This is a genomic window from Pseudomonas sp. SBT1-2 (assembly GCF_028640875.1).
In the GTDB taxonomy this organism is placed as follows: domain Bacteria; phylum Pseudomonadota; class Gammaproteobacteria; order Pseudomonadales; family Pseudomonadaceae; genus Aquipseudomonas; species Aquipseudomonas chlororaphis_I.
In genome coordinates this window covers 124,816-145,197 of sequence record NZ_JAQZAA010000066.1, presented here as the reverse complement: position 1 = coordinate 145,197, position 20,382 = coordinate 124,816, and the positions used below count along the sequence as shown (strand labels likewise).

Genomic DNA, 20,382 nt, shown 5'->3' with positions numbered 1-20,382 from the left:
TGTGGATTGAACATCTGGCTGCGTTCGAGCGTACCCCAGTTGAATCTGGACGGGAACCTCATGTTCCACTCATCTACCGTGAAGGCGGCGCAGTTCGTGGCCTACAAGCCTGAAAGCAAAGGGAAAAGCGCCAAACTCGAGCACTGCGCAGGACTCTACGCCGCCGCCCCGCCTGCGACCTTTAGACCAATGGACGAGAGCGGTTGCATATGAACCGTCGGCGTTTTGCCAGCTACCTATGTATAATGCCGCCGCTGACCACAGAGTCACGACGGCTGAGCGCTCTGCTACTGGAAAAAAGGAGCCGAGACTTTCCGCCCAAAGCCGGGCTGTTATCGCAGCCCACCCGCTTGACGCTCGACTGATGCACCCAACATCACCGCGAAGAAACCTCGATATTCGGTTCATGGATGACTTTGAACGAACGCGCTTACCCGGCGCCCCTCGAGTTTCTGCGCACGCTTTAGCAAAGAAGAGAGTTAATCCGAATATGCCCACCCGCTCGAAGATCATCTATACCTTCACCGACGAAGCCCCCGCCCTCGCCACCTACTCGCTGCTACCTATCGTCGAAGCCTTCACCGCTTCCGCTGATATTGCCGTGGAAACCCGCGACATCTCTCTCGCAGGGCGTATTCTTGCCAGCTTCCCGGAGCTGCTGGGCGACAAAGCCGTACCGGACCACCTGGCCGAGCTGGGCGACCTGGCTGTAACCCCTGAAGCCAACATCATCAAGCTGCCGAACATCAGTGCCTCGGCACCGCAGCTTCAGGCCGCGATCAAAGAGCTGCAAGCCAAGGGCTACGCCCTGCCGGACTACCCGGAAACCGTGACCAGCGACGCCGACAAAGACGCCAAGGCGCGCTACGACAAGGTCAAGGGCAGCGCCGTGAACCCGGTCCTGCGTGAAGGCAACTCCGACCGCCGCGCTCCACTGTCGGTCAAGAACTACGCGCGCAAGCACCCGCACAAAATGGGCGCCTGGGCCAAAGACTCCAAGTCCCACGTGGCTCACATGAGCCAAGGCGATTTCTACGGCAGCGAAAAAGCCGCCCTGATCGACGCCCAGGACACCGTAAAGATCGAGCTGATCGCTCAAGACGGTAGCGCTACCGTCCTGAAGGAAAAAACCGCCGTACAAGCCGGCGAGATCCTCGATTGCGCAGTCTTGAGCAAGAAAGCCCTGCGTGCTTTCGTTGCCGCCGAGATCGAAGACGCCAAGAAACAAGGCGTACTGCTGTCGGTACACCTGAAAGCCACCATGATGAAGGTTTCCGACCCGATCATGTTCGGCCAGATCGTTGCCGAGTTCTATCAGGACGCCCTGAGCAAGCACGCCGACGTGCTGAGCCAGATCGGCTTCAACCTGAACAACGGCATTGGCGACCTGTACGCCCGCATCAAGGCCCTGCCTGCAGAGCAGCAAGCTGCGATCGAAGCCGACATCCAGGCCGTCTACGCCGTGCGCCCTGCCCTGGCCATGGTCAACTCCGATAAAGGCATCACCAACCTGCACGTGCCGAGCGACGTGATCGTCGACGCCTCGATGCCGGCCATGATCCGTGACTCCGGCAAGATGTGGGGCACCGACGGCCAGTTGCACGATACCAAAGCGCTGATCCCGGATCGCTGCTACGCCACCATCTACCAGGCCGTGATCGAAGACTGCAAGGCCAACGGCGCCTTCGACCCGACCACCATGGGCAGCGTGCCGAACGTTGGCCTGATGGCGAAGAAAGCCGAAGAGTACGGTTCCCACGACAAGACCTTCCAGATCAAGGCTGACGGCGTCGTACGCGTCACCGACAGCAAGGGCAACCTGCTGCTGGAACAGGCCGTCGAAGCCGGCGATATCTTCCGCATGTGCCAGACCAAGGACGCGCCGATCCAGGATTGGGTCAAACTGGCCGTCAACCGCGCTCGCGCAAGCAGCACTCCAGCGATTTTCTGGCTGGACCCGATGCGCGCCCACGACGGCGTGATGATCGAGAAGGTACAGGCGTACCTGAAGGATCACGACACCGCCGGCCTGGACATCCGCGTGATGTCGCCAGTCGACGCCATGAAGTTCACCCTGGCCCGCACCCGCGAAGGCAAGGACACCATCTCCGTCACCGGCAACGTGCTGCGCGACTACCTGACCGACCTGTTCCCGATCATGGAACTGGGCACCAGCGCCAAGATGCTGTCGATCGTGCCGCTGATGAACGGCGGTGGCCTGTTCGAAACCGGCGCCGGCGGTTCGGCTCCGAAGCACGTCCAGCAGCTACTGGAAGAAAACTTCCTGCGCTGGGACTCCCTGGGTGAGTTCCTGGCCCTGGCCGCTTCCCTGGAGCACCTGGGCAACACCTACAACAACCCGAAAGCGCTGGTATTGGCCAAGACTCTCGACCAGGCAACCGGTCAGTTCCTGGACAACAACAAGTCGCCATCGCGAAAAGTCGGCAACATCGACAACCGCGGCAGCCACTTCTATCTGGCGCTGTACTGGGCCCAGGCCCTGGCCGCCCAGACCGAAGATGCCGCCCTGCAAGCGCAGTTCAGCACCCTGGCCAAGACCCTGACCGAGAACGAAGCGACCATCGTCGCCGAGCTCAACGGCGTTCAAGGCAAGCCAGTGGACATCGGCGGCTACTACAGCGCCAACCCTGAGCTGGTGAGCAAGGCCATGCGCCCAAGCGCCACCCTCAACGCAGCTATCGCTGCGCTGGTTTAAGCTACACCGCTGTAATACAAACCCCGGCCAGGTGCCGGGGTTTGTGCTTTTTTGGACAACACCTTCCCTGTAGGAGCGAAGCTTGCTCGCGATAGTGGCGCTGCGGTGAGTCAGGCGAAACGCGCTGCTTTCATCGCGAGCCAGCTTCGCTCCTACAGGACTGGCGTTCGCCTTATGATGACCACCCACTCAAGACAGAGCTTTATATATGGAATGGCAACCCCACATCACCGTCGCCACCATCATTGAGAACCAGGGACGCTTTCTGTTCGTCGAGGAGTTCCAGGGCGACCAGGCGGTGTTCAACCAGCCCGCAGGGCACCTGGATCCGGACGAAAGCCTGCTCCAGGCCGCCATTCGCGAAACCCTGGAAGAAACCGGCTGGGACATCGAGCTGACCGGCGTGGTCGGCATCTATCTGTACACCGCCCCCAGCAATGGCGTGACCTACCAGCGCGTCTGCTTTGCCGGCAAACCGCTCAGGCACCACCCCGATTACCCACTGGACGACGGCATCATCGGCCCGCGCTGGCTGAGCCGCGACGAACTGCTGGCCTTGCGCCCGCAATGGCGCAGCGAGTTGATCATCCGTTGCATCGACGACTATCTGGCCGGGCAACTGCACAGCCTCGAGCTGATCCGTCCGTCGCTTTAACCGCAGTTTTAGCCTTGCAGGCCTCAGCCTGTTAGAATCGCGTCCTTTTTCAAGACACCCGTTGAATTCCTATGCGTGATCCAGCCCCTTCTGACACCCAAAAGAAGCGCGTCATCGTCGGCATGTCCGGCGGCGTGGACTCTTCCGTTTCCGCCCTCCTGCTGATGGAGCAGGGTTACCAGGTGGAAGGCCTGTTCATGAAGAACTGGGAGGAAGACGACGGAACCGAGTACTGCACCGCCATGGACGACCTCGCGGACGCCCAGGCCGTGTGCGACAAGATTGGCATCAAGCTGCACACCGCCAACTTCGCCGCCGAGTACTGGGACAATGTGTTCGAGCACTTCCTGGCCGAATACAAGGCCGGCCGCACGCCGAACCCGGACATCCTGTGCAACCGTGAAATCAAGTTCAAGGCGTTCCTCGACTACGCCATGATGCTCGGCGCCGACCTGATCGCCACCGGCCACTATGTGCGCCGCCGCGACATCGACGGGCGCACCGAACTGCTCAAGGGCCTGGACCCGAACAAGGACCAGAGCTACTTCCTGCACGCCGTCGGCGGCGAGCAGATCGCCAAGACCCTGTTCCCGGTCGGCGAGCTGGAAAAGCCCGAAGTCCGCGCGATCGCCGAGAAACACGACCTGGCCACTGCCAAGAAGAAGGACTCCACCGGTATCTGCTTTATTGGTGAGCGACGCTTCAGCGACTTCCTCAAGCAATACCTGCCGGCCCAGCCCGGCGAGATCAAGACCACCGAAGGTGAAGTGATCGGCCGTCACCACGGCCTGATGTACCACACCATCGGCCAGCGCCAGGGCCTGGGTATCGGCGGCCTCAAGGACGCCGGCGATGAGCCGTGGTACGTGCTGATCAAGGACCTGGAACACAACGAGCTGATCGTTGGCCAGGGCAACGATCACCCGTGGCTGTTCTCCCGCGCCCTGCTCGCCTCCGACATCTATTGGGTCAACCCGATCGACCTGAGCGAACCGCGCCGCCTCACCGCGAAAGTGCGCTACCGCCAGAGCGACCAGCCTTGCACCCTGGAAAAGACCGCCAACGGCTATCGCGCCACCTTCGATGACCCGCAACGCGCGGTCACCCCTGGCCAATCCGTAGTCTTCTATGACGGCGACATCTGTCTGGGCGGCGGTGTGATCGAAGTCGCAGAGCCCTGGAGCAGCAAGGCATGAGCCCGACCCAGGAACAACTGACGGCACTGGGTGGCGTGTTTCTCGCCGCCGTCCTGGTGGACAAGATCGCCAAGACCGGCCAGGCCACCGAAGCGGCCTTGAGCTGCATGCTCGGCAGCCTGCTGATCCGCGACCCGAAAGACACCCTGGAAGTCTACGGTGGCGACGACATCAACCTGCGTGAGGGTTATCGCGCCCTGATCGGTGCCCTGGAACGCGACCCCAGCACCCTGCAGCGCGAGCCATTGCGCTACGCCTTGTCGATGCTCGGTCTCGAGCGCCAGCTGGCCAAGCGCGACGACCTGCTGGAAATCATCGGCAAGCGCCTGCCGCAGATTCAGTCCCAGGTCGAACATTTCGGCCCGGCCCACGAAAACGTGATTGCCGCCTGCGGCTCGCTGTATCAGGACACCCTGAGCACCCTGCGCCAGCGGATCCAGGTGCATGGCGACATGCGCAACCTGCAGCAGCCGAGCAACGCCTCGAAGATCCGCGCGCTGCTGTTGGCCGGCATCCGTTCGGCGCGCCTGTGGCGCCAGTTGGGTGGCCACCGCTGGCAGCTGGTGATCAGCCGCCGCAAATTGCTCAAAGAGCTTTATCCGCTGATGCGCAGCAGCTGAACTGCGCCCGCAAGACCTTTTGTAGTCAGTAACGCGTAAGACGCTGGTCAGTTGGCAACGGACCGGCGGATATTTTCATGTATGATACGCGCCCCATTTCGTTGCCCGACTGTCCGAGAACACCCCATGCAGCTCTCTTCGCTCACTGCGGTTTCCCCTGTTGACGGCCGCTACGCCGGCAAAACCCAGGCCCTGCGCCCCATTTTCAGCGAATACGGCCTGATCCGTGCTCGCGTCCTGGTCGAAGTGCGCTGGCTCCAGCGCCTGGCCGCCCATTCCGCCATCAGTGAAGTACCGGCGTTCTCCGCCGAAGCCAACGCCGTGCTGAACACCCTGGCGGAAAACTTCTCTCTGGAACACGCCGAGCGCGTCAAAGAGATCGAACGCACCACCAACCACGACGTCAAGGCGATCGAGTACTTGCTCAAGGAACAGGCCGCCAAGCTGCCTGAACTGGCCAACGTCAGCGAATTCATCCACTTCGCCTGCACCAGCGAGGACATCAACAACCTGTCCCACGCCCTGATGCTGCGCGAAGGCCGTGACGAGGTGATGCTGCCGCTGATGCGCCAGACCGCCGGGGCCATCCGCGAACTGGCCCTGCGCTTCGCCGACGTGCCAATGCTGTCGCGCACCCACGGCCAGCCGGCCTCGCCGACCACCCTGGGCAAAGAACTGGCGAACGTGGTGTACCGCCTGGAGCGCCAGATCGCTCAGGTCGCCGCCGTGCCGCTGCTGGGCAAGATCAACGGCGCCGTGGGCAACTACAACGCGCACCTGTCGGCCTACCCGGAAATCGACTGGGAAGCCAACGCCCGCGCCTTCATCGAAGACGAGCTGGGCCTGAGCTTCAACCCGTACACCACGCAGATCGAGCCGCACGACTACATCGCCGAGCTGTTCGACGCCATCGCCCGCTTCAACACCATCCTGATCGACTTCGATCGCGATATCTGGGGCTACATCTCCCTGGGCTACTTCAAGCAGCGCACCATCGCCGGCGAAATCGGCTCCTCGACCATGCCGCACAAGGTCAACCCGATCGACTTCGAAAACTCCGAAGGCAACCTGGGCATCGCCAACGCGCTGTTCCAGCACCTGGCGAGCAAACTGCCGATCTCCCGCTGGCAGCGCGACCTGACCGACTCCACCGTCCTGCGTAACCTCGGTGTCGGTTTCGCCCACAGCGTGATCGCTTACGAAGCCAGCCTCAAAGGCATCAGCAAGCTGGAGCTCAACGCCCAGAAGATCGCCGAAGACCTGGACGCCTGCTGGGAAGTCCTGGCCGAGCCGATCCAGACCGTGATGCGCCGCTACAACATCGAAAACCCGTACGAAAAACTCAAGGAACTGACTCGCGGCAAGGGCATCAGCCCTGAAGCGCTGCAGACCTTCATCGACGCATTGGAAATGCCTGAAGCCGCCAAGGCCGAGCTGAAAAAGCTCACCCCGGCCAGCTACATCGGCAATGCCGCGGCCCAAGCCAAACGCATCTGATCGAAAGCAAGACCTTTGACGCCCGGCAGCGCCGGGCGTTTTTATTCCCGTATGAAAAGTGCATTTTTTCAATAGGTTACACATGAATCCTGACATTCCTCTTCAACTTCTGGGCGGCATCAGCGCACGGGAATTCCTGCGTGACTACTGGCAGAAAAAGCCCCTGCTGATCCGTCAGGCCCTGCCCGACTTCGAAAGCCCGATCGACGCCGACGAACTGGCCGGCCTGGCGCTGGAAGAAGAGGTCGAGTCGCGCCTGGTCATCGAGCACGGCGAACGCCCTTGGGAACTGCGCCGCGGCCCATTCGCCGAAGATGAGTTCAGCAAGCTGCCGGAGCGTGACTGGACCCTGCTGGTCCAGGCTGTCGACCAGTTCGTGCCGGAAGTCGCCGAACTGCTGGAACATTTCCGCTTCCTGCCGAGCTGGCGCATCGACGACGTGATGATCAGCTTCGCCGCTCCCGGCGGTAACGTCGGTCCGCACTTCGATAACTACGATGTGTTCCTGCTGCAAGGCCACGGCAAGCGCAACTGGAAGATCGGCCAGATGTGCGACGCCGAGAGCCCACTGCTGCAGCACGCGGACCTGCGTATCCTCGCCGAGTTCGAAGAAACCGAGAGCTGGGTCCTGGAACCCGGCGACATGCTCTACCTGCCACCGCGCCTGGCCCACTATGGCGTCGCGGTGAACGACTGCATGACCTACTCGGTGGGCTTCCGCGCCCCGAGCGCCGCCGAAGTGCTGACCCACTTCACCGACTTCCTCAGCCAGTACCTGCCGGACGAAGACCGCTATACCGACGCCGACGTGCAACCTGTCAGCGACCCGCACCAGATCCAGCACGACGCCCTCGACCGCCTCAAGGGCCTGCTGGCCGAGCACATGAGCGACGAGCGCATGCTGCTGACCTGGTTCGGCCAGTTCATGACCGAGCCGCGCTACCCGGAACTGGTGGTCGGCCCCGAGCTGGAAGAAGAAGACCTGCTCGGCAGCCTCGAACAGGGCGCCATACTGATCCGCAACCCGAGCGCGCGCCTGGCCTGGTCCGAAGTCGACGACGACCTGCTGCTGTTCGCCAGCGGCCAGAGCCGTTATCTGCCGGGCAAGCTGCGTGAACTGCTGAAGATGATTTGCGCCGCCGACGCGCTGCACCTCGACAACCTCGGCCCATGGCTGGCGGACGACGATGGACGCGGCCTGCTGTGCGAACTGGTCAAGCAAGGAAGCCTGGGATTTGCCGATGAATAAGATTCGCGTACGTGTCGCAGACTGGCAAAAGGATAACGCCGAGATCCGGCGCATTCGTGAAGCGGTGTTCATCATCGAGCAATCCGTCCCGCCCGAACTGGAGTGGGACGCCGACGACGACAGCGCGGCGCATTTCCTCGCGCTCGAAGGCGACTTTCCGATCGGCACCGCCCGCCTGCTGCCCGACGGGCAGGTTGGCCGGGTATCGGTCCTCAAGGACTGGCGCGGCCTGAAGGTCGGCGATGCGCTGATGCAGGCAGTGATCGGCGAAGCCGAGAAACGTGGCCTCAAGCAGCTGATGCTCAGCGCCCAGGTTCAGGCTACCGCCTTCTATGAGCGCCTGGGCTTCAGCATCGTCAGCGAGGAATTCCTGGAAGCAGGCATCCCTCACGTCGACATGGTCCGCGGCAACGCCTGAGCAAACCCTGCGCAGCAGCGAGCCTGCTGGCGATATCCTGCCAGCCGTCACAAAACGCCCCGCCCTCCCCGGATCCAGCAAGCTAAGCTGGCTCCCTGGAGGCCGGGGCGTTTTGCCATCGGCGATTCAACTTGCCCCACCGCGAGCCGACAAACTGTCAAACTCAAGGCTTCCACCCCTAGCGGAGATAACGGACATGTCCCTACGCACCCTGCTCACGACGCTGCTGCTGACTGCGAGCTTTTCAGTCACGGCCGCGACCGAGATCGTGCCCCTGAACAACCGCACCAGCGCCGACCTGCTGCCCGTCGCGCAGAACTTCCTTGGCAAGGAAGGCCGGGTCAGCGCCTACGGCAACCAGCTGATCGTCAACGCTGAACCGGAGAAGATCGAAGAACTGCGCGCCTTCATCGCGCAACTGGATACTGCCGCCAAACGCCTGCTGATCACGGTCGACACCAACGAAAACAACACCCAGAACAATCAGGGTTATTCGGTCAACGGTGCTCCGCAAACCCGCATCATCACCCGCAGCACCGTCAGCCGCGATGGCGGCATACAGCAGATCCAGGCCAGCGAAGGCATACCGGCCCTGATCCAGGTTGGCCAGAGCGTGCCGCTGACCACCACCCAGACCGATCCTTACGGCCGCCTGCAGAACCAGACCCAGTATCGCAATGTCACCCAGGGCTTCTACGTCACGGCCAGCGTCACCGGCGAAACCGTTCACCTGAGCATCAGTACCAACCGTGACCGCATGAGCCAGGAACGTCCCGATGTAGTGAATGTGCAAAGTACCGACACAACTGTCAGCGGCCGTCTTGGCGAGTGGATCACCCTGGCCGGCGTCAATCGCCAGAACCAGGCCGACAAACAAGCTGAAACCCGCAGCTACTCGACTCAGGGCCGGGATGACATGACCTTGCGAGTGAAAGTCGACGCCCTGGACTAAAGCACCGAAAACTGACTGATTAGTCGTATTAGACCAAAGATGTAGTGTTAGAAAAAAAGCACTACAAAACGTTTGACGAGGCAAAAAACCGAAGGCATGATGGCCTCGCTCCCGCTAATCAGGGGCCCTGGCAAGGGCCTTCGGATCGCCGCTCTAACCTACCCACCTGAGCCGATTCGTGTCTGTACCGCCCACAAGGTGTGTTTGACGAGATTGCGACTGGAACGAGGTTGTCCCGAGGGACGGAAGCTAATTAGGTAGATCGGCAACACACTGATGGTTCGTATGAAGGCCCACGACGCCCGAATGCGCCCGACAGCTGGCCCTCACCTGCTCACTTTCCCCTTGAGCCCATCGTTCACCCGTCGCCATCTGCGCCATAGCCGACTTGACCGCCTAGACTTCTGGTCAGCGAGCAGCCAATTACGCACCTTTGATCCTGCGTATCTGGTGGAGCAAGAATTTTCCACCCCAGACCTATGCGACGAGGTTTATCTCCATGGCACTGACACGCGAACAGCAAATTGCAGCCCTTGAAAAAGACTGGGCTGAAAACCCGCGCTGGAAAGGCGTGACTCGCACTTATTCCGCTGCCGACGTTGTCCGTCTGCGTGGCTCGGTTCAACCTGAGCACACCCTGGCACGCATGGGCGCCGAGAAGCTCTGGAACCTGGTGACCCAGGGTGCCAAACCGTCCTTCCGCCCTGAGAAAGATTTCGTCAACTGCATGGGCGCCCTGACCGGCGGCCAGGCGGTACAGCAAGTCAAAGCAGGCATCCAGGCTATCTACCTGTCGGGCTGGCAGGTTGCCGCGGACAACAACTCCGCCGAATCGATGTACCCGGACCAGTCGCTGTACCCGGTGGACTCCGTGCCGACCGTGGTCAAGCGCATCAACAACTCGTTCCGCCGTGCCGACCAGATCCAGTGGAAATCCGGCAAGAACCCGGGCGACGAAGGCTACATCGACTACTTCGCGCCAATCGTGGCTGACGCCGAAGCCGGTTTCGGCGGCGTGCTGAACGCCTACGAGCTGATGAAGAGCATGATCGAAGCAGGCGCTGCCGGCGTTCACTTCGAAGACCAGCTGGCTTCCGTGAAAAAATGCGGCCACATGGGCGGCAAGGTACTGGTTCCAACCCAGGAAGCCGTACAGAAGCTGACCGCTGCCCGTCTGGCGGCCGACGTTGCCGGCGTACCGACCATCATCCTGGCCCGTACCGACGCCAACGCTGCCGACCTGCTGACTTCCGACTGCGACCCGTACGACCAGCCGTTCGTGACTGGCACCCGCACCCAGGAAGGCTTCTATAAAGTGCGCGCCGGCCTCGACCAGGCCATCGCTCGCGGCCTGGCCTACGCGCCGTACGCCGACCTGATCTGGTGCGAAACCGCCAAGCCGGACCTGGACGAAGCCCGTCGCTTCGCCGAAGCGATCAAGAAGGAATACCCGGACCAGATCCTGTCGTACAACTGCTCGCCTTCCTTCAACTGGAAGAAGAACCTGGACGACGCGACCATCGCCAAGTTCCAGCGCGAACTGTCCGCCATGGGCTACAAGCACCAGTTCATCACCCTGGCCGGCATTCACAACATGTGGCACAGCATGTTCAACCTGGCGCACGACTACGCCCGCAACGACATGACCGCCTACGTGAAGCTGCAGGAGCAGGAATTCGCTGACGCCGCCAAGGGCTACACCTTCGTGGCTCACCAGCAGGAAGTGGGCACCGGCTACTTCGACGACATGACCACCGTGATCCAGGGTGGCTCGTCTTCGGTCACCGCACTGACCGGCTCCACTGAAGAAGAACAGTTCCACTGATTCGACTTCACGCTGAAAAACGGCCATTGCAGACCCGGTAAAAGCTAACTGCAGTGCCGCACATCTGACGCCCCGACTGGTTCGGGGCGTTTTTTTGCCTGCGACTTTTGCAGCGTCACCGACCAACCCCAAGCTCCAGGAGGAACGAACCAACTCGCGATGACCTCGCCCGAGCCTCCTGCCAATCAGGCAAAACATTGATCCAGAGCGGTATGTGTGGAGGAAAAAGCGGGTAAAAGGGGCCGCTCGCAACTTGCAGTAACGAGCATATAAAAGACAACTTAGCGGCTCTTCATGGGAATCATTGTTTAAAAGCAGCGCCAAATAATATTGATTATCATTTAGAGATGGCGATATTCGTTACAGCGAGGACAAAACATAATTAACAAAACACCCGCTAATGCCCACAGGCCGTGGCTTACGGGGCTTGCAAGAGGAGCCATGTCCTTATTCCGCTAAATAATTTCGCCATGAAAATTTACTTGCCCGGTGTTTAGCCATAAAATCACGGCGATTGATTGCACTGCGACATATCGTCACTGCTTTATTTCTTTATCAAGCTCAGAGACCTTTGCTCTCTGTTAAGGATTACCAGCATGCCCGAAGCGACAGGACTCATGGCCCACAACTGGGGCTTTGCCATTTTCCTTCTGGGTGTAGGCGGCCTCTGCGCCTTCATGCTCGGCGTCTCCAGCCTCCTCGGGTCAAAAGCCTGGGGCCGCAGCAAAAACGAACCGTTCGAGTCCGGCATGCTACCTACCGGTGGCGCCCGCTTGCGGCTCTCAGCCAAATTCTATCTGGTCGCGATGCTCTTCGTGATCTTCGATATCGAAGCCCTCTTTCTCTTTGCCTGGTCTGTGTCCGTCCGCGAAAGCGGCTGGACCGGATTCGTCGAAGCTCTCGTTTTCATAGCAATTCTGTTGGCAGGTCTTGTCTACCTTTGGCGGGTGGGGGCTCTTGATTGGGCTCCGGAAGGTCGCCGTAAGCGGCAGGCGAAGCTAAAACAATGAGGCTTTGGCGATGCAATACAATCTCACCAGGATCGACCCCGATGCTCCTAACGAGCAGTATCCGATCGGCGAACGGGAAACCGTTTCCGATCCGTTAGAAGATCAAGTCCACAAAAACATCTTCATGGGCAAGCTGGAAGACGTGCTGAGCGGCGCGGTCAACTGGGGGCGCAAGAACTCCCTGTGGCCGTACAACTTCGGCTTGTCCTGCTGCTACGTGGAAATGACCACCGCCTTCACGGCGCCCCACGACATCGCGCGCTTCGGCGCCGAAGTTATCCGGGCATCACCGCGCCAGGCGGATTTCATGGTTATTGCCGGAACCTGCTTCATCAAGATGGCGCCGATCATTCAGCGTCTCTACGAGCAAATGCTCGAACCGAAGTGGGTCATCTCCATGGGTTCGTGCGCCAACTCCGGTGGCATGTACGACATCTATTCCGTCGTTCAAGGGGTGGACAAGTTCCTGCCCGTGGACGTCTACGTGCCTGGCTGCCCGCCCCGCCCTGAAGCTTTTCTGCAAGGCCTGATGCTCTTGCAGGAGTCGATTGGCCAGGAGCGTCGCCCACTTTCCTGGGTCGTCGGTGACCAAGGCGTGTATCGCGCCGAAATGCCGTCGCAAAAGGAACAGCGCCGCGAACAGCGTATTCAGGTAACCAACCTGCGCAGCCCCGACGAAGTCTGATTCCAGAGCGCTTCTTACAAAGAACGAAAAACTGGCTTCATTCTTTACGTTGACCGAAAGCGATAAAAAACCATGACTACAGGCAGTGCTCTGTACATCCCGCCTTATAAGGCAGACGACCAGGATGTGGTCGTCGAACTCAATAACCGTTTTGGCCCTGAGGCGTTCACCGCCCAGGCCACCCGCACCGGCATGCCGGTGCTGTGGGTTACCCGCGCCAAACTCGTCGAAGTCCTGACCTTCCTGCGCAACCTGCCCAAGCCGTACGTCATGCTCTATGACCTGCACGGCGTGGACGAGCGTCTGCGCACCAAGCGCCAAGGGCTGCCAGGCGCCGACTTCAGCGTGTTCTACCACCTGCTGTCGATCGAACGTAATAGTGACGTAATGATCAAGGTCGCCTTGTCCGAGAGCGACCTCAGCTTGCCGACCGTGACCGGTATCTGGCCGAACGCCAACTGGTACGAGCGTGAAGTCTGGGACATGTTCGGCATCGACTTCGCCGGCCACCCTCACCTGTCGCGCATCATGATGCCGCCGACCTGGGAAGGTCACCCGCTGCGCAAGGACTTCCCGGCGCGCGCCACCGAATTCGATCCGTTCAGCCTGACCCTGGCCAAGCAACAACTGGAAGAAGAAGCCGCGCGCTTCAAGCCGGAAGACTGGGGCATGAAGCGTTCCGGCGCCAACGAGGACTACATGTTCCTCAACCTGGGCCCGAACCACCCTTCGGCTCACGGTGCCTTCCGCATCATCCTGCAGCTGGACGGCGAAGAGATCGTCGACTGCGTACCGGACATCGGCTACCACCACCGTGGTGCCGAGAAAATGGCCGAGCGTCAGTCCTGGCACAGCTTCATTCCGTACACCGACCGTATCGACTACCTCGGCGGCGTGATGAACAACCTGCCGTACGTGCTCTCGGTCGAGAAGCTGGCCGGGATCAAGGTGCCGGAGAAGGTCGACGTCATCCGCATCATGCTGGCCGAGTTCTTCCGGATCACCAGCCACCTGCTGTTCCTGGGTACCTACATCCAGGACGTCGGCGCCATGACCCCGGTGTTCTTCACCTTCACCGACCGTCAGCGCGCCTACACCGTGATCGAAGCCATCACCGGCTTCCGCCTGCACCCGGCCTGGTACCGCATCGGCGGCGTCGCCCACGACCTGCCACGCGGCTGGGAAAAGCTGGTGAAAGACTTCGTCGACTGGCTGCCCAAGCGCCTCGACGAATACACCAAGGCCGCCCTGCAGAACAGCATCCTCAAGGGTCGTACCATCGGCGTCGCCGCCTACAACACCAAGCAAGCCCTGGAATGGGGTGTCACCGGTGCCGGCCTGCGTTCCACCGGTTGCGATTTCGACCTGCGTAAAGCGCGCCCCTACTCCGGCTACGAGAACTTCGAGTTCGAAGTCCCGCTGGCGGCCAATGGCGATGCCTACGACCGCTGCATGGTCCGCGTCGAAGAGATGCGCCAGAGCATCAAGATCATCGACCAGTGCCTGCGCAACATGCCGGAAGGCCCGTACAAGGCGGACCACCCGCTGACCACGCCGCCGCCGAAAGAGCGCACGCTGCAGCACATCGAGACCCTGATCACGCACTTCCTGCAGGTTTCGTGGGGCCCGGTCATGCCGGCCAACGAGTCCTTCCAGATGATCGAAGCGACCAAGGGCATCAACAGTTATTACCTGACGAGCGATGGCGGCACCATGAGCTACCGCACCCGGATCCGCACCCCGAGCTTCGCCCACCTGCAGCAGATCCCTTCGGTGATCCGCGGCAGCATGGTCGCGGACTTGATCGCGTACCTGGGTAGTATCGACTTCGTTATGGCCGACGTGGACCGCTAAGCATGAACAGCCCGCTTATCCAGACAGACCGTTTCGCCCTCAGCGAAACCGAGCGCTCGGCCATCGAGCACGAGCTGCATCACTACGAAGACCCGCGCGCGGCGTCTATCGAAGCCCTGAAGATCGTCCAGAAGGAACGTGGCTGGGTGCCCGATGGCGCCCTCTACGCCATCGGCGAAATCCTCGGCATCCCGGCCAGCGACGTAGAAGGCGTGGCGACGTTCTATAGCCAGATCTTCCGCCAGCCGGTCGGCCGTCACATCATCCGTGTCTGCGACAGCATGGTCTGCTACATCGGCGGCCACGAGTCCGTGGTCAGCCAGATCCAGAGCCAGCTGGGCATCGGCCTCGGCCAGACCACCGCCGACGGCCGCTTCACCCTGCTGCCGGTATGCTGCCTGGGCAACTGCGACAAGGCCCCGGCGCTGATGATCGACGACGACACTTTCGGCGACGTGCAGCCTGCTGGCGTGGCCAAACTGTTGGAGGGCTACGTATGACCCTGACATCCTTCGGCCCTGCCAACCGCATCCAGCGCAGCCCCGAAACCCATCCGCTGACCTGGCGCCTGCGCGACGACGGCGAGCCGGTATGGCTCGACGAGTACCAGGCCAAGAACGGCTACGCCGCTGCGCGCAAGGCTTTCGCCGACCTGTCCCAGGACGACATCGTCCAGACCGTCAAGGACGCCGGCCTCAAGGGCCGCGGCGGCGCGGGCTTCCCCACTGGCGTGAAGTGGGGCCTGATGCCCAAAGACGAATCCATGAACATCCGCTACCTGCTGTGCAACGCGGACGAAATGGAACCCAACACCTGGAAAGACCGCATGCTGATGGAGCAACTGCCCCATCTGCTGATCGAAGGCATGCTGATCAGCGCCCGCGCGCTGAAAACCTACCGCGGCTACATCTTCCTGCGGGGCGAGTACACCACCGCCGCCAAGCACCTCAACCGTGCTGTGGAAGAGGCCAAGGCCGCGGGCCTGCTGGGCAAGAACATCCTGGGCAGCGGCTTCGACTTCGAGCTGTTCGTCCACACCGGCGCCGGGCGTTACATCTGCGGTGAAGAAACCGCGCTGATCAACTCCCTCGAAGGCCGTCGCGCCAACCCGCGCTCCAAGCCGCCCTTCCCTGCCGCCGTCGGCGTGTGGGGCAAGCCGACCTGCGTGAACAACGTCGAGACCCTGTGCAACGTGCCAGCGATCATCGGCGACGGCGTGGAATGGTACAAATCCCTCGCTCGCGAAGGCAGTGAAGACCATGGCACCAAGCTGATGGGCTTCTCCGGCAAAGTGAAGAACCCTGGCCTGTGGGAACTGCCGTTCGGCGTGACCGCGCGCGAGCTGTTCGAAGACTACGCTGGCGGCATGCGCGACGGCTTCAAGCTCAAGTGCTGGCAGCCAGGCGGCGCCGGTACCGGCTTCCTGTTGCCCGAACACCTGGATGCACAGATGTACGCCGGCGGCATCGCCAAGGTAGGCACCCGCATGGGTACCGGCCTGGCCATGGCGGTCGACGACAGCATCAACATGGTGTCGCTGCTGCGCAACATGGAAGAGTTTTTTGCCCGCGAATCCTGCGGCTTCTGCACCCCTTGCCGCGATGGCCTGCCGTGGAGCGTCAAGCTGCTGCGCGCCCTCGAGAAAGGCGAAGGGCAAGCCGGCGATATCGAGACCCTGCTGGGTCTGGTCGGTTTCCTCGGCCCAGGCAAGACCTTCTGTGCCCACGCACCGGGCGCCGTGGAGCCATTGGGCAGTGCCATCAAGTATTTCCGCCCAGAGTTCGAGGCCGGCATCGCAGCCACCAGTGCTGCCGTCGTCCCGCCCCTGGCCCGGCCGATCGTAGTCGGCGCGTAAACGTATCAAACGAGGGGGTCCGTGCCGCCCTCGTATCGCCTGAAGACGCCGCGACGCGCCAGGCGAGCACCAAGATTCCATTAGCCACGCCCGCTGACACCGGGCCAACGAAGAACTTTGAACCATGGCCACTATCCACGTAGACGGCAAAGCGCTCGAAGTCGATGGGGCGGACAACCTGTTACAGGCATGTCTGTCACTAGGCCTCGACATCCCTTATTTCTGCTGGCACCCCGCTCTCGGTAGCGTCGGTGCCTGTCGCCAGTGCGCGGTCAAGCAATACACCGACGAGAACGACACCCGTGGTCGCATCGTCATGTCCTGCATGACGCCCGCCACCGACAACACCTGGATCTCCATCGACGATGAAGAATCCAAGGCCTTCCGCGCCAGTGTCGTCGAATGGCTGATGACCAACCACCCGCACGACTGTCCGGTCTGCGAGGAAGGCGGTCACTGCCACCTGCAAGACATGACCGTGATGACCGGCCACAACGAGCGCCGTTATCGCTTCACCAAGCGTACCCACCAGAACCAGGAACTCGGCCCGTTCATCGCTCACGAGATGAACCGCTGCATCGCCTGCTACCGTTGCGTGCGTTTCTACAAGGACTATGCCGGCGGCACCGACCTCGGCGTGTTCGGTGCCCACGACAACGTGTACTTCGGTCGCGTTGAAGACGGCACCCTGGAAAGCGAGTTCTCCGGCAACCTCACCGAGGTCTGCCCGACCGGTGTGTTCACCGACAAGACTCACTCCGAGCGCTACAACCGCAAATGGGACATGCAGTTCTCGCCGAGCATCTGCCATGGCTGCTCCAGCGGTTGCAACATCTCCCCGGGCGAGCGCTACGGCGAACTGCGCCGCATCGAGAACCGCTACAACGGTTCGGTGAACCAGTACTTCCTGTGCGACCGTGGCCGTTTCGGCTATGGCTACGTCAACCGCACAGACCGTCCACGCCAGCCGCTGCTGAACGACGGCACCAAGCTGAGCCTGGACCAGGCGCTGGACAAGGCCGCCGACCTGCTGCGCGGCCGCAATATCGTCGGTATCGGTTCGCCTCGTGCCAGCCTGGAAAGCAACTACGCCCTGCGTGAACTGGTAGGCGCCGAGCACTTCTACAGTGGTATCGAAGCCGCCGAGCTGGAGCGTATCCGCCTGGTCCTGCAAGTGCTGAAAAACAGCCCGCTGCCCGTGCCGACCATGCGCGACATCGAAGACCACGATGCAGTGTTCGTCCTCGGCGAAGACCTGACCCAGACCGCCGCCCGCATGGCCCTGGCCCTGCGCCAGTCGGTCAAGGGCAAGGCCGAAGAAATGGCCGACGCCATGCGCGTCCAGCCATGGCTCGACGCCGCGGTGAAAAACATCGGCCAGCACGCGCTGAACCCGCTGTTCATCGCCAGCCTGGCTGAAACCAAGCTCGACGACGTTGCCGAGGAGTGTGTACACGCCGCTCCCGACGACCTGGCGCGCATCGGTTTCGCCGTGGCCCACGCCCTGGACGCCAGTGCCCCGACCGTCGAAGGCCTGGACGCCGAAGCCCAGGAACTGGCCAAGCGTATCGCCGACGCCCTCCTCGCCGCCAAGCGCCCACTGATCATCGCCGGCACCTCCCTGGGTTCCAAGGCGCTGATCGAAGCCGCGGCGAACATCGCCAAGGCCCTGAAGCTGCGCGAGAAGAACGGCTCCATCAGCCTGATCGTGCCTGAGGCCAACAGCCTCGGCCTGGCCATGCTCGGTGGCGAATCGGTGGACGCCGCGCTGCAAGCGGTGATCGACGGTAAGGCCGACGCCCTGGTCGTGCTGGAAAACGATCTGTACACCCGCACCGACGCCGCCAAGGTCGATGCCGCGCTGAACGCCGCGAAAGTGGTGATCGTCGCCGACCACCAGAAGACCGCCACCAGCGATCGCGCGCACCTGGTCCTGCCAGCGGCCAGCTTCGCCGAAGGCGACGGCACCCTGGTCAGCCAGGAGGGCCGTGCCCAGCGCTTCTTCCAGGTGTTCGATCCGACCTATATGGATGCCAGCATCCTGGTTCACGAAGGCTGGCGCTGGCTGCATGCCCTGCGCTCTACCCTGCTGAACAAGCCGGTGGACTGGACCCAACTGGACCACGTGACCGCCGCCTGCGCCCAGAGCAACCCGCAACTCGCGCGCATCGTCGATGCCGCGCCATCGGCGTCGTTCCGCATCAAGGGCCTGAAGCTGGCCCGCGAACCGCTGCGTTACAGCGGCCGTACCGCCATGCGCGCCGACATCAGCGTGCACGAGCCACGTACCCCGCAGGACCAGGACACCGCGTTCTCCTTCTCCATGGAAGGTTACTCGGGCTCCGTGGAGCCACGCTCCCAGGTGCCGTTCGCCTGGTCGCCGGGCTGGAACTCGCCGCAAGCCTGGAACAAGTTCCAGGACGAAGTCGGTGGCCACCTGCGTGCCGGTGATCCGGGCACCCGCCTGATCGAAAGCCAGGGCGACAGCCTCGGCTGGTTCGCCAGCGTGCCGCGCGCCTTCTCCCCTGCCCAGGGCACCTGGCAGGCGGTGCCGTTCTACCACCTGTTCGGCAGCGAAGAGAACTCTTCGAAAGCCGCTCCGGTCCAGGAACGCATCCCGGCCGCCTACGTTTCCCTGGCCAAGTCCGAAGCCGATCGCCTGGGTGTCAACGATGGCGCGCTGCTCGCCGTGAACGTGGCGGGCCAGACCCTGCGTCTGCCGCTGCGCATCAACGACGAGCTGGGCGCTGGCCTGGTGGCCCTGCCGGCCGGCCTGGCGGGTATTCCTCCGGCGTTCTTTGGCAAATCCGTTGACGGTCTGCAGGAGGCAGCGCAATGACCTGGTTCACCCCTGAAGTGATCGACGTGATCCTGGCGGTCGTCAAAGCCCTGGTCATCATGCTGGCCGTGGTGGTCGCCGGTGCCCTGCTCAGCTTTGTCGAGCGTCGCCTGCTGGGCTGGTGGCAGGACCGTTACGGTCCGAACCGCGTTGGCCCGTTCGGCATGTTCCAGATCGCCGCCGACATGCTGAAGATGTTCTTCAAGGAAGACTGGACCCCGCCGTTTGCCGACAAGGTGATCTTCACCCTGGCGCCGGTCGTGGCCATGAGCGCCTTGCTGATCGCGTTCGCGATCATCCCGATCACCCCGACCTGGGGTGTGGCGGACCTGAACATCGGCCTGCTGTTCTTCTTTGCCATGGCCGGCCTGTCGGTCTACGCGGTGCTGTTCGCCGGCTGGTCGAGCAACAACAAGTTCGCCCTGCTCGGCAGCCTGCGGGCCTCGGCCCAGACCGTGTCCTATGAAGTGTTCATGGGCCTGGCGCTGATGGGCATCGTGGCCCAGGTCGGTTCGTTCAACATGCGCGACATCGTCGACTACCAGGCGCAGAACCTGTGGTTCATCATTCCGCAGTTCTTCGGCTTCTGTACCTTCTTCATCGCTGGCGTGGCCGTGACTCACCGTCACCCGTTCGACCAGCCGGAAGCGGAACAGGAACTGGCCGACGGTTACCACATTGAATACGCCGGCATGAAATGGGGCATGTTCTTCGTTGGCGAGTACATCGGCATCATCCTGATCTCGGCACTGCTGGTCACCCTGTTCTTCGGTGGCTGGCACGGTCCGTTCGGCATCCTGCCGCAACTGTCCTTCGTCTGGTTCGCCCTGAAGACCGCGTTCTTCATCATGCTGTTCATCCTGCTGCGGGCTTCCATCCCGCGTCCGCGTTATGACCAGGTGATGGACTTCAGCTGGAAATTCTGCCTGCCGCTGACCCTGATCAATTTGCTGGTGACTGCTGCGCTTGTGTTGTTGAACACGCCAGCGGGCGCGGTTCAGTGAGGATTTG

Annotated in this window: 16 protein-coding genes; all 16 read left to right on the top strand. The window is 61.9% G+C overall.

Annotated features, from left to right (window positions below; genetic code table 11):
* The first annotated feature begins 490 nt into the window (after positions 1-490).
* The 16 genes from PVZ78_RS10785 (at position 491) to nuoH (ending at position 20,375) form a co-directional block, all read left to right on the top strand.
* On the top strand, positions 491-2,716 hold the full coding sequence (locus tag PVZ78_RS10785) for an NADP-dependent isocitrate dehydrogenase (RefSeq protein WP_009049776.1): 2,226 nt from the start codon (positions 491-493) through the stop codon (positions 2,714-2,716).
* Between the two features lie 208 nt (positions 2,717-2,924).
* Positions 2,925-3,371, top strand: coding sequence for an NUDIX hydrolase (locus PVZ78_RS10780; RefSeq protein WP_009049777.1), 447 nt, complete (start codon positions 2,925-2,927; stop codon positions 3,369-3,371).
* A gap of 71 nt (positions 3,372-3,442) precedes the next feature.
* A complete protein-coding gene (gene mnmA / locus PVZ78_RS10775; RefSeq protein WP_029526006.1) occupies positions 3,443-4,567 on the top strand; it encodes a tRNA 2-thiouridine(34) synthase MnmA in 1,125 nt (374 codons plus the stop codon).
* Positions 4,564-5,187 (top strand): high frequency lysogenization protein HflD, encoded by a 624-nt coding sequence (gene hflD, locus PVZ78_RS10770; RefSeq protein ID WP_273828665.1) that lies wholly within the window; start codon positions 4,564-4,566, stop codon positions 5,185-5,187. Before mnmA ends, hflD begins: the two co-directional genes overlap by 4 nt.
* Positions 5,188-5,313: 126 nt before the next feature.
* Positions 5,314-6,684 (top strand): adenylosuccinate lyase, encoded by a 1,371-nt coding sequence (gene purB / locus PVZ78_RS10765; protein ID WP_007929192.1) that lies wholly within the window; start codon positions 5,314-5,316, stop codon positions 6,682-6,684.
* Between the two features lie 82 nt (positions 6,685-6,766).
* Complete coding sequence (locus PVZ78_RS10760) at positions 6,767-7,933, top strand: ribosomal protein uL16 3-hydroxylase (RefSeq protein WP_016701891.1); 1,167 nt, start codon at positions 6,767-6,769, stop codon at positions 7,931-7,933.
* Entirely contained in the window at positions 7,926-8,351 is a 426-nt protein-coding gene (locus PVZ78_RS10755; protein ID WP_028682818.1) for a GNAT family N-acetyltransferase, read from the top strand. Before PVZ78_RS10760 ends, PVZ78_RS10755 begins: the two co-directional genes overlap by 8 nt.
* Positions 8,352-8,547: 196 nt before the next feature.
* Positions 8,548-9,303: a secretin N-terminal domain-containing protein gene (locus tag PVZ78_RS10750; protein WP_025804702.1), complete on the top strand. Its 756-nt coding sequence runs from the start codon at positions 8,548-8,550 to the stop codon at positions 9,301-9,303.
* Positions 9,304-9,802: 499 nt separating this feature from the next.
* Positions 9,803-11,128, top strand: coding sequence for an isocitrate lyase (aceA, locus tag PVZ78_RS10745; protein ID WP_007929188.1), 1,326 nt, complete (start codon positions 9,803-9,805; stop codon positions 11,126-11,128).
* 596 nt (positions 11,129-11,724) lie between these two features.
* On the top strand, positions 11,725-12,138 hold the full coding sequence (locus tag PVZ78_RS10740; protein ID WP_007929187.1) for an NADH-quinone oxidoreductase subunit A: 414 nt from the start codon (positions 11,725-11,727) through the stop codon (positions 12,136-12,138).
* A 10-nt stretch (positions 12,139-12,148) separates the two neighbouring features.
* Positions 12,149-12,823, top strand: a complete 675-nt coding sequence (locus PVZ78_RS10735) for a NuoB/complex I 20 kDa subunit family protein (RefSeq protein ID WP_007929186.1) — start codon at positions 12,149-12,151, stop codon at positions 12,821-12,823.
* A 72-nt stretch (positions 12,824-12,895) separates the two neighbouring features.
* Positions 12,896-14,677 (top strand): NADH-quinone oxidoreductase subunit C/D, encoded by a 1,782-nt coding sequence (nuoC, locus tag PVZ78_RS10730; RefSeq protein ID WP_009049783.1) that lies wholly within the window; start codon positions 12,896-12,898, stop codon positions 14,675-14,677.
* A 2-nt stretch (positions 14,678-14,679) separates the two neighbouring features.
* Complete coding sequence (gene nuoE / locus PVZ78_RS10725) at positions 14,680-15,177, top strand: NADH-quinone oxidoreductase subunit NuoE (RefSeq protein ID WP_110175641.1); 498 nt, start codon at positions 14,680-14,682, stop codon at positions 15,175-15,177.
* The gene (gene nuoF, locus PVZ78_RS10720; RefSeq protein WP_009049785.1) at positions 15,174-16,532 is read left to right on the top strand and encodes an NADH-quinone oxidoreductase subunit NuoF; all 1,359 of its coding nucleotides are present in this window, start codon (positions 15,174-15,176) and stop codon (positions 16,530-16,532) included. The genes nuoE and nuoF overlap by 4 nt, the downstream gene beginning before the upstream one ends.
* A gap of 124 nt (positions 16,533-16,656) precedes the next feature.
* The gene (gene nuoG / locus PVZ78_RS10715) at positions 16,657-19,371 is read left to right on the top strand and encodes an NADH-quinone oxidoreductase subunit NuoG (RefSeq protein WP_124345111.1); all 2,715 of its coding nucleotides are present in this window, start codon (positions 16,657-16,659) and stop codon (positions 19,369-19,371) included.
* Positions 19,368-20,375, top strand: a complete 1,008-nt coding sequence (gene nuoH / locus PVZ78_RS10710; protein ID WP_007929607.1) for an NADH-quinone oxidoreductase subunit NuoH — start codon at positions 19,368-19,370, stop codon at positions 20,373-20,375. The genes nuoG and nuoH overlap by 4 nt, the downstream gene beginning before the upstream one ends.
* Positions 20,376-20,382 lie beyond the last annotated feature (7 nt).